The organism is Pseudomonas reidholzensis, assembly GCF_900536025.1.
Taxonomy (GTDB): Bacteria; Pseudomonadota; Gammaproteobacteria; order Pseudomonadales; family Pseudomonadaceae; genus Aquipseudomonas; species Aquipseudomonas reidholzensis.
This window is the reverse complement of sequence record NZ_UNOZ01000003.1, coordinates 232,984-245,305: the sequence shown is the minus strand read 5'-3', so window position 1 is coordinate 245,305 and position 12,322 is coordinate 232,984. Positions and strand designations below refer to the sequence as shown.

Sequence of the window (12,322 nt, the reverse complement as noted above, 5' to 3'; positions counted from 1 at the left end):
GTGAGGCTCCGTCTCGTCAATTTTTGGCTTTCTTGCAAGACAATAGCGTCGCAAGACAATCAGTGGAGCTAGTAGATGGCAACTATCAACCAGCTGGTACGTCAGCCGCGTAAGCGTACCGTCGAGAAATCCGACGTACCTGCGCTGCAGAACTGCCCGCAACGTCGTGGCGTGTGCACCCGTGTGTACACCACCACGCCGAAAAAACCTAACTCGGCACTGCGTAAAGTCTGCCGTGTGCGCCTGACCAACGGTTTCGAGGTTTCCTCGTACATCGGCGGTGAAGGCCACAACCTGCAAGAGCACAGCGTCGTCCTGATTCGTGGCGGCCGTGTAAAAGACTTGCCAGGTGTTCGTTACCACACCGTTCGCGGCTCTCTGGATACCTCCGGCGTCAAAGGCCGTAACCAGGGTCGTTCGAAGTACGGTACCAAGCGTCCGAAGTAATCGGCCGTTTGCACACAATCATTTTTTTCAGTCGATAAGAGTAAGGTCGGGCGTTGGTCGAAGACCGAAGTCCCGGGCTAACCTGAAGACCGTTTGAGGGCTTATCATGCCAAGACGTCGTGTAGCAGCAAAACGTGAGATTCTGGACGATCCAAAATACGGCTCCCAGATCCTCGCCAAGTTCATGAACCACGTGATGGAAAGCGGCAAGAAGGCCGTTGCCGAGCGTATCGTTTACGGTGCGCTGGACAAGGTCAAAGAACGCAAGAACAGCGATCCCCTGGAAATCTTCGAGAAAGCTCTCGACGCCATCGCTCCGCTGGTCGAAGTCAAGTCCCGCCGTGTCGGCGGTGCCACTTACCAGGTCCCGGTCGAAGTTCGCCCATCCCGTCGTAACGCGCTGGCAATGCGCTGGCTTGTAGACTACGCCCGCAAGCGCGGCGAGAAGTCCATGGCCCTGCGTTTGGCTGGTGAGCTGCTGGATGCTGCTGAAGGCAAAGGTGCTGCAGTCAAGAAGCGTGAAGACGTGCACCGTATGGCTGAAGCCAACAAAGCATTCTCGCACTACCGCTTCTAATTCAAGCATCAATCATTTTGCGAGGGCTTTATGGCTCGTACTACAGCAATCAACCGCTACCGTAACATTGGTATTTGCGCGCACGTTGACGCGGGCAAGACTACCACTACCGAGCGGATCCTGTTCTACACAGGCCTGAGCCACAAGATGGGCGAGGTGCATGACGGCGCCGCGACCACCGACTGGATGGTGCAGGAGCAGGAGCGGGGTATTACCATTACCTCCGCTGCCGTTACCACCTTCTGGAAAGGTTCTACCGGTCAGTACGACAACTACCGCGTAAACGTCATCGATACCCCCGGCCACGTTGACTTCACCATTGAAGTAGAGCGTTCGCTGCGTGTACTCGACGGCGCGGTCGTTGTGTTCTGCGGTACCTCCGGCGTTGAGCCGCAGTCCGAAACCGTATGGCGTCAAGCCAACAAGTACGGCGTTCCACGTGTTGTTTACGTGAACAAGATGGACCGTGCCGGTGCTGACTTCCTGCGCGTTGTTGGCCAGATCAAGAACCGCCTGGGTCACACCCCGGTTCCGATCCAGCTGGCCATCGGTTCGGAAGACAACTTCCAGGGTCAGATCGATCTGATCAAGATGAAGGCTGTCTACTGGAACGACGACGACAAGGGTACTTCGCCGCGCGAGGAAGAAATTCCTGCCGACATGCTTGAGCTGGCTCAAGAGTGGCGCTCCAACATGGTTGAAGCGGCTGCCGAGTCCAGCGAAGAGCTGATGAACAAGTACCTGGAAGGCGAAGAGCTGACCATCGACGAAATCAAAGCCGGTCTGCGCGCGCGCACCCTGGCCAGCGAAATCGTCCCGGCTGTCTGCGGTTCGTCGTTCAAGAACAAGGGTGTTCCCCTGGTTCTCGACGCCGTGATCGACTTCCTGCCTGCTCCTACCGAAATCCCGGCAATCAAGGGTATCCACCCTGATCTGATCGAGAAGCCGAAGGACGAGCTGGTTGCTGAAGACTTCGTCGAGCGTCACGCTTCCGACGACGAGCCGTTCTCGGCTCTGGCCTTCAAGATCGCCACCGACCCGTTCGTTGGTACTCTGACTTTCGTGCGCGTCTACTCGGGCTTCCTGAGCTCGGGCGACTCCGTGATCAACTCGGTCAAGGGCAAGAAAGAGCGCGTTGGTCGTATGGTCCAGATGCACGCCAACCAGCGTGAAGAGATCAAAGAAGTACGCGCGGGCGACATCGCTGCTCTGATCGGCATGAAGGACGTCACCACCGGTGACACCCTGTGCAGCGCCGACAAGCCGGTCATCCTCGAGCGTATGGACTTCCCGGAGCCTGTGATCTCGGTTGCTGTTGAGCCGAAGACCAAGCAGGACCAGGAAAAGATGGGTATCGCACTGGGCAAACTGGCTCAGGAAGACCCGTCGTTCCGCGTCAAGACCGATGAAGAAACCGGTCAGACCATCATCTCCGGTATGGGTGAGCTGCACCTGGACATCCTCGTTGACCGCATGAAGCGCGAGTTCAACGTCGAAGCCAACATCGGCAAGCCGCAGGTTTCGTACCGCGAGAAGATCACCAAGTCCAACGTCGAGATCGAAGGCAAGTTCGTTCGTCAGTCGGGTGGTCGTGGTCAGTTCGGTCACTGCTGGATCCGTTTCTCGGAGCCGGACGTGGACGACAAAGGCAACATCACCGAAGGTCTGGTGTTCACCAACGAAGTCGTTGGTGGCGTGATTCCTAAGGAATTCATCGCCCCGATCCAGAAGGGTATCGAAGAGCAGATGAAGAACGGCGTCGTTGCCGGCTATCCTCTGATCGGCCTCAAGGCCACGGTATTCGACGGTTCGTACCATGACGTCGACTCCAACGAAATGGCGTTCAAGATCGCTGCTTCGATGGCAACCAAGCAACTGGCCCAGAAGGGCGGTGGCGTGGTTCTCGAGCCGATCATGAAGGTCGAAGTTGTAACCCCAGAAGACTACATGGGTGACGTGATGGGTGACCTGAACCGTCGTCGTGGTCTGATCCAGGGTATGGATGATTCGGTCTCCGGCAAGGTTGTCCGTGCTGAAGTGCCGCTCGGGGAAATGTTCGGTTATGCGACCGACGTTCGTTCCATGTCTCAGGGTCGCGCGAGCTACTCCATGGAATTCTCCAAATACGCCGAAGCTCCGTCGAACATCGTCGAAGCTCTCGTTAAAAAACAAGGCTGATTCAGCCCCTTTAGGCTAGGAGTTCACTGTCGTGGCTAAAGAAAAATTTGATCGTTCCCTCCCGCACGTCAACGTTGGCACCATCGGTCACGTTGACCACGGTAAAACCACTCTGACCGCAGCTCTGACTCGCGTCTGCTCCGAAGTTTTCGGTTCCGCAGTCGTTGACTTCGACAAGATCGACAGCGCCCCGGAAGAGAAAGCTCGCGGTATCACCATCAACACCGCACACGTCGAGTACAACTCGCAGATCCGTCACTACGCTCACGTCGACTGCCCAGGTCACGCTGACTACGTGAAGAACATGATCACCGGCGCTGCCCAGATGGACGGCGCGATCCTGGTTTGCTCGGCCGCCGATGGTCCGATGCCACAAACCCGTGAGCACATCCTGCTGTCCCGTCAGGTTGGCGTTCCGTACATCGTGGTCTTCCTGAACAAGGCTGACCTGGTAGACGACGCTGAGCTGCTGGAACTGGTCGAGATGGAAGTTCGTGACCTGCTGTCCACCTACGACTTCCCAGGCGACGACACTCCGATCATCATCGGTTCCGCTCGTATGGCTCTGGAAGGCAAAGACGACAACGAGATGGGCACCACTGCCGTCAAGAAACTGGTCGAAACTCTGGACAGCTACATCCCAGAGCCAGTGCGTCTGATCGACAAGCCGTTCCTGATGCCGATCGAAGACGTGTTCTCGATCTCGGGTCGTGGCACCGTGGTTACCGGCCGTATCGAGCGTGGCATCGTCCGCGTTCAAGACGCCCTGGAAATCGTTGGTCTGCGTGACACCACCAACACCACCTGCACCGGTGTTGAGATGTTCCGCAAGCTGCTGGACGAAGGTCGTGCTGGCGAGAACTGCGGCGTGCTGCTGCGCGGCACCAAGCGTGACGACGTTGAGCGTGGCCAGGTTCTGGTCAAGCCAGGTTCGGTCAAGCCGCACACCAAGTTCGAAGCTGAAGTGTACGTGCTGAGCAAAGAAGAAGGCGGTCGTCACACTCCGTTCTTCAAAGGCTACCGTCCACAGTTCTACTTCCGTACCACCGACGTGACTGGCAACTGCGAGCTGCCAGAAGGCGTTGAAATGGTCATGCCAGGCGACAACATCAAAATGGTTGTCACCCTGATCAAGACCATCGCTATGGAAGACGGCCTGCGTTTCGCCATCCGTGAAGGCGGTCGTACCGTCGGCGCCGGCGTCGTAGCCAAAATCATCGAGTAATCACTCGATCGGTTGAAAAAACCCCCGCTCAGCGGGGGTTTTTTTTATTGGGTTGACACTAAATTGAGGCGTCTATAGAATCACGCCTCCTTTTAGCGGGCGTAGTGCGTCCGTTGGGAACAGCCTGGAGTCTGAAATCCAATGCAAAATCAGCAAATCCGAATCAGGTTGAAGGCTTTCGACCATCGCCTGATCGACCAATCCACCCAGGAAATCGTGGAAACCGCGAAACGTACTGGGGCACAAGTGCGTGGTCCAATTCCACTGCCTACCCGCAAAGAGCGGTTCACCGTTCTGGTCTCCCCGCACGTCAACAAAGACGCGCGTGACCAGTACGAGATCCGTACTCATAAGCGCGTTCTGGACATCGTCCAGCCAACGGATAAAACCGTTGATGCGCTGATGAAGCTCGATCTCGCGGCAGGCGTGGAAGTGCAGATCAGCCTCGGCTAAGACTTCGGTCTTAACCGTGTAACGCTCTGAAATGGGCGGCCATAGCGGGTGAAAGCCCCGTACACTCATGAGGTTTACAACATGACTATTGGTGTAGTCGGTCGTAAATGCGGTATGACCCGTATTTTCACCGAAGAAGGTGTCTCCATTCCGGTCACGGTCGTTGAGATCGAGCCGAATCGCGTCACCCAGTTCAAAACCGAAGAAACTGATGGCTACCGTGCAGTGCAAATCACTGTAGGCGAGCGTCGTGCTTCGCGTGTGACTGCTGCTCAAGCTGGTCACTTCGCTAAAGCCAACGTTGCCGCTGGTCGCGGTGTCTGGGAGTTCCGTCTTGAAGAAGGCGATTTCCAGGCTGGCGATCTGATCAAAGCTGAACTCTTCACTGCAGGCCAGCTGGTAGACGTCACCGGTCAGTCGAAAGGTAAAGGCTTCGCCGGTACCATCAAGCGCTGGAATTTCCGTGGCCAAGATAACACCCACGGTAACTCCGTATCGCACCGTGTTCCGGGTTCCATCGGCCAGTGCCAGACTCCTGGTCGTGTGTTCAAGGGCAAGAAAATGTCCGGTCACATGGGCGCCGAGCGCGTTACTGTGCAGTCCCTGGAAGTAGTTCGCGTCGACGCTGAACGCAACCTGCTGCTGATCAAGGGTGCCGTTCCTGGCGCTACTGGCGGCGACGTGGTTGTACGTCCAGCTGTCAAGGCTCGCGGTTAAGGGGAAACTGACATGCAACTTAATGTAAATGACGCTCAGGCGATCGAAGTTTCCGAACTGACTTTCGGTGGCGAATTCAACGAGACGCTGGTACACCAAGCAGTCGTGGCCTACATGGCCGGCGGCCGTCAGGGCACCAAGCAGCAGAAAACCCGTTCCGACGTATCCGGTGGCGGTAAGCGCCCATGGCGTCAGAAGGGCACTGGTCGCGCTCGTGCCGGTACCATCCGTAGCCCAATCTGGCGCGGCGGTGGCACCACCTTCGCAGCACGTCCTCAGGACCACTCGCAGAAGCTCAACAAGAAGATGTACCGCGCAGCAATGCGTTCCATCCTCGCTGAGCTGGTGCGTACCGACCGTCTGGTCGTTGTCCAGGACTTCGCTGTTGAAGCACCGAAGACCAAAGATCTGCTGAACAAGCTGAATGGCATGGGCCTGACTGACGTCCTGATCGTATCGGACGCCGTTGATCAGAACCTGTACCTGGCTGCTCGCAACCTGCCGCACGTCGACGTTCGTGACGTACAAGGTTCCGATCCGGTCAGTCTGATCGCCTATGACAAAGTGTTGATCACTGTGTCGGCCGTGAAGAAATTCGAGGAGCTGCTGGGATGAACCAGGAACGCGTATTTAAAGTCCTCCTTGGCCCGCATGTTTCCGAGAAGGCTACCGTTCTGGCTGAGAAAAAAGGCCAGTTCGTATTCAAGGTTGCTACTGACGCAACCAAGCTGGAAATCAAGAAAGCTGTCGAAGGCCTGTTCAACGTAAAAGTTGAAAACGTGTCGACCGTTAACGTTCTGGGTAAAACCAAGCGTACCGCACGTGGTCTGGGCAAGCGTAATGACTGGAAGAAGGCGATCGTCTCCCTTCAGCCAGGCCAAGATCTCGATTTCAGCAGCAGTGCTGAGTAAGGAAGGGGTGCATCATGGCAATCGTTAAATGCAAACCGACTTCCCCTGGCCGCCGTTTCGTGGTCAAGGTGGTCAACAAGGAGCTGCACAAAGGCGCTCCTCACGCACCGCTGCTCGAGAAGAAATCGAAGTCTGGTGGTCGTAACAACAATGGCCGTATTACCACTCGTCACATCGGTGGTGGTCATAAGCAGCATTACCGTCTGGTCGACTTCCGTCGCAACGACAAAGATGGCATTCCAGCCACTGTCGAGCGTATCGAATACGATCCAAACCGTACTGCTCACATCGCCCTGCTGTGCTATGCAGACGGTGAGCGTCGCTACATCATCGCCCCTAAAGGCGTGAGTGCAGGCGACCAGCTGATCGCAGGCGCACTGGCCCCAATCAAGGCCGGTAACTCCCTGCAGCTGCGCAACATTCCAGTAGGTAGCACCATTCACGGCGTCGAACTGAAGCCGGGTAAAGGTGCACAGATCGCTCGTTCCGCTGGTGCTTCGGCTCAGCTGATCGCTCGCGAAGGTGTCTACGTGACCCTGCGTCTGCGCTCTGGTGAAATGCGTAAAGTCCTGGCTGAGTGCCGTGCGACCCTGGGCGAAGTCTCGAACTCCGAGCACAGCCTGCGTTCGCTGGGTAAAGCTGGTGCCAAACGCTGGCGTGGCGTTCGCCCAACCGTTCGTGGTGTTGCCATGAACCCGGTTGACCACCCGCATGGTGGTGGTGAAGGTCGTACCTCCGGTGGTCGTCATCCGGTATCGCCATGGGGCTTCCCAACCAAGGGTGCGAAGACTCGTGGTAATAAGCGTACCGACAAAATGATCGTCCGTCGTCGCAAGTAAATAGAGGGATACGACAGTGCCACGTTCTCTGAAAAAAGGTCCTTTTATCGATCTTCACCTACTGAAGAAGATCGAAGTGGCGACGGAGAAGAACGATCGCAAGCCAGTGAAAACCTGGTCGCGCCGTTCGATGATCCTGCCACAAATGGTCGGTCTGACCATCGCCGTACATAACGGTCGTCAACATGTCCCAGTTCTCGTGAACGAAGACATGGTCGGCCACAAACTGGGCGAGTTCGCCGGTACCCGCACTTATCGCGGGCACGTGGCTGACAAGAAAGCCAAGCGTTAAGGGGTTAGGAAATGGAAGTAGCCGCTAAGTTGTCGGGCGCTCGAATCTCCGCCCAGAAAGCCCGCTTGGTCGCCGACCAGATCCGCGGGAAGAAGGTGGGCGAAGCGCTCAACCTGTTGGCCTTCAGCAGCAAAAAAGCCGCTGAAATCATGAAGAAAGTCCTCGAGTCGGCCGTTGCCAACGCCGAACACAACGAAGGCGCAGACGTTGATGACCTTAAGGTCTCCACCGTTTTCGTCAACGAAGGGCGTTCGCTGAAGCGCATCATGCCGCGTGCCAAAGGCCGCGCTGATCGCATCGTCAAGCGGTCTTGCCATATCACTGTCAAGGTTGCGGACAAGTAACGGAGTCGATCAGATGGGTCAGAAAGTACATCCCACTGGCATTCGCCTGGGAATCGTCAAGGAGCACACGTCCGTCTGGTATGCAGACGGCGCTACTTACGCAGATTACCTGTTGAAGGATCTGAAAACACGTGAGTACCTCCAAGACAAACTAAAAAGCGCGTCCGTAAGCCGTATCGATATCCATCGTCCGGCCCAAACTGCACGCATCACCATCCACACCGCTCGTCCAGGTATCGTTATCGGGAAGAAAGGTGAGGACGTTGAGAAGCTGCGTCAGGACCTGACCAAGCAGATGGGTGTGCCTGTGCACATCAACATCGAAGAGATCCGCAAGCCGGAACTCGACGCCATGCTGGTTGCGCAAAGCGTAGCTCAGCAGCTGGAGCGCCGCGTAATGTTCCGTCGTGCTATGAAGCGCGCCGTGCAGAACGCCATGCGTATTGGTGCCAAGGGCATCAAGATCCAGGTGAGCGGTCGTCTCGGCGGTGCTGAGATTGCTCGTACCGAGTGGTATCGCGAAGGTCGTGTGCCTCTGCACACCCTGCGTGCCGATATCGACTACAACACCTACGAAGCTCACACCACTTACGGTGTGATCGGTGTGAAGGTTTGGATCTTCAAAGGCGAAGTTATTGGTGGTCGCCAAGAAGAACTGAAACCACAAGCACCAGCGCCTCGTAAAAAAGCTGCTAAGTAAGGGGTACGCCAAATGTTGCAACCTAAGCGTACAAAATTCCGCAAGCAGATGACTGGCCACAACCGTGGTCTGGCACTGCGCGGTAGCAAGGTCAGCTTCGGCGAATTCGCCCTGAAAGCTGTCGCCCGCGGTCGCCTCACCGCTCGCCAGATCGAGTCGGCACGTCGTGCTCTGACTCGTCACGTTAAGCGTGGCGGCAAGATCTGGATCCGTGTGTTCCCGGACAAGCCGGTTACCAAGAAGCCTCTTGAAGTGCGGATGGGTAAAGGTAAGGGTTCCGTGGAATACTGGGTTGCCCAGATCCAGCCAGGCAAAGTCCTGTACGAGATCGAGGGTGTTTCTGAAGAGCTGGCGCGCGAAGCTTTCGCCCTGGCTGCTGCAAAGCTGCCACTCGCCACCTCCTTTGTTAAGCGGACGGTGATGTGATGAAAGCGAATGAACTTCGTGAAAAATCGGCACAGCAGCTGAACGAGCAACTGCTCGGCCTGCTGCGCGACCAGTTCAATCTGCGTATGCAGAAAGCAACTGGCCAGTTGGGGCAGTCGCACCTGCTCTCGCAAGTTAAGCGTGACATCGCTCGCGTGAAAACTGTGCTCAACCAGCAGGCAGGTAAGTGATCATGGCTGAAGCTGAAAAAACCGTCCGTACGCTGACTGGCCGTGTCGTCAGCGACAAAATGGACAAGACCATCACCGTTCTGATCGAGCGTCGCGTAAAGCACCCGATCTACGGTAAATACGTTAAGCGTTCGACTAAGCTGCACGCGCACGACGAAGCCAACCAGTGCAAGATCGGCGACAAGGTTTCCATTCGCGAAACCCGTCCGCTGGCCAAGACCAAGTCCTGGGCACTGGTTGAAGTCCTCGAACGCGCTGTTGAAGTCTAAGGGCTAGGGGTCGGAGAAATTTTATGATTCAGACTCAATCCATGCTCGATGTGGCCGATAACAGCGGCGCTCGTCGCGTCATGTGCATCAAGGTCCTCGGCGGTTCCCATCGTCGTTACGCCGGCATCGGTGACATCATCAAAGTAACCGTCAAGGAAGCAATTCCGCGCGGTAAGGTCAAAAAAGGCCAAGTGATGACCGCCGTAGTCGTCCGTACCCGTCATGGTGTACGTCGCGCTGACGGTTCCATCATTCGTTTCGACGGTAACGCTGCTGTTCTGCTGAACAACAAGCAAGAGCCGATCGGCACTCGCATCTTCGGGCCAGTGACCCGTGAACTTCGCAACGAGAAGTTCATGAAGATCGTCTCGCTCGCCCCTGAAGTGCTCTAAGGAGATCCGACATGCAAAAGATTCGTCGTGACGACGAGATCATCGTGATCGCCGGCAAAGACAAAGGTAAGCGCGGTAAGGTGCTGAAGGTTCTCGCTGACGACCGTCTGGTCATCGGTGGTGTGAACCTGGTCAAGCGTCATACCAAGCCTAACCCGATGGCGGGCGTACAGGGCGGTATCGTCGAGAAAGAAGCGCCTCTGCACGCTTCCAACGTTGCCATTTTCAATGGTGAAACCAACAAGGCTGACCGCGTTGGCTTCAAGGTTGAAGACGGCAAGAAAATTCGTGTCTTCAAGTCGACCCAGAAAGCGGTTGATGCTTGAACACTGCTAGGTAGAAGACAATGGCACGACTCAAAGAGATTTACCGGAACGAAATCGCTCCCAAGCTTAAGGAAGAACTTAAGCTCGCGAACGTGATGGAAGTTCCTCGCGTAACCAAGATCACCCTGAACATGGGCCTGGGCGAAGCGGTCGGTGACAAGAAAGTCATCGAGCACGCAGTTGCCGACCTGGAAAAGATCACCGGCCAAAAAGCCGTTGTGACGTTCGCTCGCAAGTCGATTGCGGGTTTCAAGGTTCGTGAAGGTTGGCCGATCGGCGTTAAAGTTACCCTGCGCCGTGACCGTATGTACGAATTCCTGGACCGCCTGCTGGCGATCTCCCTGCCTCGGGTTCGCGACTTCCGCGGCCTGAATGCCAAGTCCTTCGATGGTCGTGGCAACTACAGCATGGGCGTGAAAGAGCAGATCATCTTCCCGGAAATCGACTACGACAAGATCGATGCTCTGCGCGGTCTGGACATTACCCTGACCACCACTGCTCGTTCGGATGACGAAGGCCGCGCTCTGCTGCGTGCATTCAAATTCCCGTTCCGCAACTGATTGGAGTAGGAAAATGGCCAAGAAGAGCATGAAAAACCGCGAGCTGAAGCGTCAGCTCACGGTAGCCAAGTTCGCCAAAAAGCGTGCTGAGCTGAAAGCGACCATCGTCAACCTGAACGCTTCGCCTGAAGAGCGTTTCGCCGCCGTCGTCGCACTGCAAAAGCAGCCGCGTGACGCCAGCGCCGCTCGTCTGCGCAACCGTTGCCGCCTGACCGGCCGTCCTCACGGTGTATACCGTAAGTTCGGTCTGGGCCGTAACAAGCTGCGTGAAGCTGCAATGCGCGGTGACGTACCAGGTCTGGTCAAGGCCAGCTGGTAAGCCCCGCGGGTGTGATCCTGGCGGAAGGGGAGCAATCTTCCGACCGCCGGTGACCTCGCTACGAAACAAGCCCCTATATGGGGCTTGTTTCGTTTCTGCCTTGTGTCTAGAATGACCGGCTCACCTGAGCCTGGGTTTTTTACCCGGGTCGAGCAGGTGGTTGTGATAGCCGCAAGGCTAATAATTCTTGTATCAGGAGCATCTAGCCCATGAGTATGCAGGACCCGTTAGCGGACATGCTAACTCGCATCCGTAATGCCCAGATGGCTGAAAAGTCCGTCGTAAGCATGCCATCTTCGACTCTGAAGGTAGCGGTTGCCAAAGTTCTGAAGGACGAAGGTTACATCGCTGGCTACCAGGTTAGCAGCGAAGTGAAGCCCTCCCTGTCGATCGAGCTGAAGTACTTCGAAGGCCGTCCGGTCATCGAAGAGCTGAAGCGCGCCAGCCGACCAGGCCTGCGTCAGTACAAGGCCGTTACAGATCTGCCGAAAGTTCGTGGCGGTCTGGGCGTGTCTATCGTCTCCACCAACAAAGGTGTGATGACGGATCGTGCTGCACGTGCTGCCGGTGTTGGTGGCGAAGTTCTGTGCACAGTGTTCTAAGGGGGGATAAGCATGTCTCGCGTCGCTAAGAACCCCGTTAAGCTGCCGTCCGGTGTCGAAGTCAAATTCGCCGGCCAACAGCTTTCGGTGAAGGGTGCCAAGGGCACTCTCGAACTGAACGTTCACTCGTCTGTTGAAGTTACCGAAGAGTCTGGTGAGCTGCGTTTCGTCGCTCGCAATGGTGACCAGCAAGCTCGCGCCATGGCCGGTACTACCCGCGCTCTGGTGAACAACATGGTCCAAGGCGTAAGCCAAGGCTTCGAGCGTAAGCTCCAGCTGGTCGGTGTTGGTTACAAGGCTCAGGCAAAGGGCACCGTCCTGAACCTGGCTCTGGGCTTCTCTCACCCAGTGGACTACGAACTTCCAGCCGGCATCACCGCTGAAACGCCTAGCCAGACCGATATCCTGATCAAGGGCATCGACAAGCAGCTGGTAGGTCAGGTGGCCGCTGAAATCCGCGACTTCCGTCCACCAGAGCCTTACAAAGGTAAAGGTGTGCGCTACGCGGACGAAGTCGTCCGTCGTAAAGAAGCCAAGAAGAAGTAGGGCCTAGC

Annotated in this window: 21 protein-coding genes; all 21 read left to right on the top strand. The window is 56.4% G+C overall.

Annotation, left to right across the window (positions count from 1 at the left end):
* The first annotated feature begins 75 nt into the window (after nt 1-75).
* The 21 genes from rpsL to rplF all read left to right on the top strand — a co-directional run bounded on the left by rpsL (nt 76) and on the right by rplF (nt 12,314).
* A complete protein-coding gene (rpsL, locus tag CCOS865_RS04280) occupies nt 76-447 on the top strand; it encodes a 30S ribosomal protein S12 (RefSeq protein ID WP_003257088.1) in 372 nt (123 codons plus the stop codon).
* 106 nt (nt 448-553) lie between these two features.
* Nucleotides 554-1,024, top strand: a complete 471-nt coding sequence (gene rpsG, locus CCOS865_RS04275; RefSeq protein WP_008089143.1) for a 30S ribosomal protein S7 — start codon at nt 554-556, stop codon at nt 1,022-1,024.
* Between the two features lie 30 nt (nt 1,025-1,054).
* A complete protein-coding gene (fusA, locus tag CCOS865_RS04270; RefSeq protein WP_119138207.1) occupies nt 1,055-3,202 on the top strand; it encodes an elongation factor G in 2,148 nt (715 codons plus the stop codon).
* A gap of 31 nt (nt 3,203-3,233) precedes the next feature.
* The gene (tuf, locus tag CCOS865_RS04265) at nt 3,234-4,427 is read left to right on the top strand and encodes an elongation factor Tu (RefSeq protein ID WP_119138205.1); all 1,194 of its coding nucleotides are present in this window, start codon (nt 3,234-3,236) and stop codon (nt 4,425-4,427) included.
* A gap of 141 nt (nt 4,428-4,568) precedes the next feature.
* The gene (rpsJ, locus tag CCOS865_RS04260) at nt 4,569-4,880 is read left to right on the top strand and encodes a 30S ribosomal protein S10 (RefSeq protein ID WP_003186070.1); all 312 of its coding nucleotides are present in this window, start codon (nt 4,569-4,571) and stop codon (nt 4,878-4,880) included.
* 81 nt (nt 4,881-4,961) lie between these two features.
* A complete protein-coding gene (rplC, locus tag CCOS865_RS04255; protein ID WP_101322345.1) occupies nt 4,962-5,597 on the top strand; it encodes a 50S ribosomal protein L3 in 636 nt (211 codons plus the stop codon).
* 12 nt (nt 5,598-5,609) lie between these two features.
* Nucleotides 5,610-6,212 (top strand): 50S ribosomal protein L4, encoded by a 603-nt coding sequence (gene rplD, locus CCOS865_RS04250; protein WP_101322344.1) that lies wholly within the window; start codon nt 5,610-5,612, stop codon nt 6,210-6,212.
* Nucleotides 6,209-6,508, top strand: coding sequence for a 50S ribosomal protein L23 (rplW, locus tag CCOS865_RS04245; protein WP_003255484.1), 300 nt, complete (start codon nt 6,209-6,211; stop codon nt 6,506-6,508). Before rplD ends, rplW begins: the two co-directional genes overlap by 4 nt.
* 14 nt (nt 6,509-6,522) lie before the next feature.
* The gene (rplB, locus tag CCOS865_RS04240) at nt 6,523-7,347 is read left to right on the top strand and encodes a 50S ribosomal protein L2 (protein ID WP_119138203.1); all 825 of its coding nucleotides are present in this window, start codon (nt 6,523-6,525) and stop codon (nt 7,345-7,347) included.
* A 16-nt stretch (nt 7,348-7,363) separates the two neighbouring features.
* The gene (gene rpsS, locus CCOS865_RS04235; RefSeq protein WP_119138201.1) at nt 7,364-7,639 is read left to right on the top strand and encodes a 30S ribosomal protein S19; all 276 of its coding nucleotides are present in this window, start codon (nt 7,364-7,366) and stop codon (nt 7,637-7,639) included.
* A gap of 11 nt (nt 7,640-7,650) precedes the next feature.
* Nucleotides 7,651-7,983 (top strand): 50S ribosomal protein L22, encoded by a 333-nt coding sequence (gene rplV, locus CCOS865_RS04230; RefSeq protein ID WP_003103908.1) that lies wholly within the window; start codon nt 7,651-7,653, stop codon nt 7,981-7,983.
* A gap of 13 nt (nt 7,984-7,996) precedes the next feature.
* Complete coding sequence (rpsC, locus tag CCOS865_RS04225; RefSeq protein ID WP_003255481.1) at nt 7,997-8,683, top strand: 30S ribosomal protein S3; 687 nt, start codon at nt 7,997-7,999, stop codon at nt 8,681-8,683.
* A 12-nt stretch (nt 8,684-8,695) separates the two neighbouring features.
* Nucleotides 8,696-9,109: a 50S ribosomal protein L16 gene (gene rplP, locus CCOS865_RS04220; protein ID WP_009397508.1), complete on the top strand. Its 414-nt coding sequence runs from the start codon at nt 8,696-8,698 to the stop codon at nt 9,107-9,109.
* Nucleotides 9,109-9,300, top strand: coding sequence for a 50S ribosomal protein L29 (rpmC, locus tag CCOS865_RS04215; protein ID WP_002555481.1), 192 nt, complete (start codon nt 9,109-9,111; stop codon nt 9,298-9,300). The genes rplP and rpmC overlap by 1 nt, the downstream gene beginning before the upstream one ends.
* A gap of 2 nt (nt 9,301-9,302) precedes the next feature.
* Nucleotides 9,303-9,569, top strand: a complete 267-nt coding sequence (gene rpsQ / locus CCOS865_RS04210) for a 30S ribosomal protein S17 (RefSeq protein ID WP_003255478.1) — start codon at nt 9,303-9,305, stop codon at nt 9,567-9,569.
* A 23-nt stretch (nt 9,570-9,592) separates the two neighbouring features.
* Nucleotides 9,593-9,961: a 50S ribosomal protein L14 gene (gene rplN, locus CCOS865_RS04205; RefSeq protein ID WP_011063774.1), complete on the top strand. Its 369-nt coding sequence runs from the start codon at nt 9,593-9,595 to the stop codon at nt 9,959-9,961.
* Nucleotides 9,962-9,972: 11 nt separating this feature from the next.
* Nucleotides 9,973-10,287 carry a 50S ribosomal protein L24 gene (gene rplX, locus CCOS865_RS04200; RefSeq protein WP_003255476.1) on the top strand — a complete coding sequence of 105 codons (315 nt, stop codon included), beginning with the start codon at nt 9,973-9,975 and terminating at the stop codon, nt 10,285-10,287.
* Between the two features lie 20 nt (nt 10,288-10,307).
* A complete protein-coding gene (rplE, locus tag CCOS865_RS04195; protein WP_119138199.1) occupies nt 10,308-10,847 on the top strand; it encodes a 50S ribosomal protein L5 in 540 nt (179 codons plus the stop codon).
* Nucleotides 10,848-10,860: 13 nt separating this feature from the next.
* On the top strand, nt 10,861-11,166 hold the full coding sequence (gene rpsN / locus CCOS865_RS04190) for a 30S ribosomal protein S14 (protein WP_119138197.1): 306 nt from the start codon (nt 10,861-10,863) through the stop codon (nt 11,164-11,166).
* A 209-nt stretch (nt 11,167-11,375) separates the two neighbouring features.
* Nucleotides 11,376-11,768, top strand: coding sequence for a 30S ribosomal protein S8 (gene rpsH / locus CCOS865_RS04185; RefSeq protein WP_119138195.1), 393 nt, complete (start codon nt 11,376-11,378; stop codon nt 11,766-11,768).
* Between the two features lie 12 nt (nt 11,769-11,780).
* On the top strand, nt 11,781-12,314 hold the full coding sequence (rplF, locus tag CCOS865_RS04180) for a 50S ribosomal protein L6 (RefSeq protein ID WP_003255469.1): 534 nt from the start codon (nt 11,781-11,783) through the stop codon (nt 12,312-12,314).
* Nucleotides 12,315-12,322: the final 8 nt, after the last annotated feature.